Genomic DNA, 412 nt, shown 5'->3' on the forward strand with positions numbered 1-412 from the left:
TTGTCGATACTACAGCACCAACATTTACTGTACCTGCGGATATTACTGTAGAGTGTGACGTCGATACTACGGATCTTACAATTACTGGTGATGTCAATGACGAGGCAGACAACTGTTCTACTGGTCTTGAGGCAATATATACTGATATGACAGAAGCTGGTAGCTGTGCTAATGAGTCTACAATAACACGTACATGGACACTTACAGATGAATGTAACAATACAACAACGCTTGTACAAACCATTAACGTTGTCGATACTACAGCACCAACATTTACTGTACCTGCGGATATTACTGTAGAGTGTGACGTCGATACTACGGATCTTACAATTACTGGTGATGTCAATGACGAGGCAGACAACTGTTCTACTGGTCTTGAGGCAATATATACTGATATGACAGAAGCTGGTAG

At 41.3% G+C, this 412-nt stretch carries 1 pseudogene; it reads left to right on the forward strand.

Annotated elements, in window-relative coordinates:
• Positions 1 to 412: pseudogene (locus Q0912_RS17480) on the forward strand (gliding motility-associated C-terminal domain-containing protein); the annotation flags it as partial.

Origin of the sequence: uncultured Winogradskyella sp. (assembly GCF_947498345.1) — a bacterium.
GTDB lineage: Bacteria > Bacteroidota > Bacteroidia > Flavobacteriales > Flavobacteriaceae > Winogradskyella.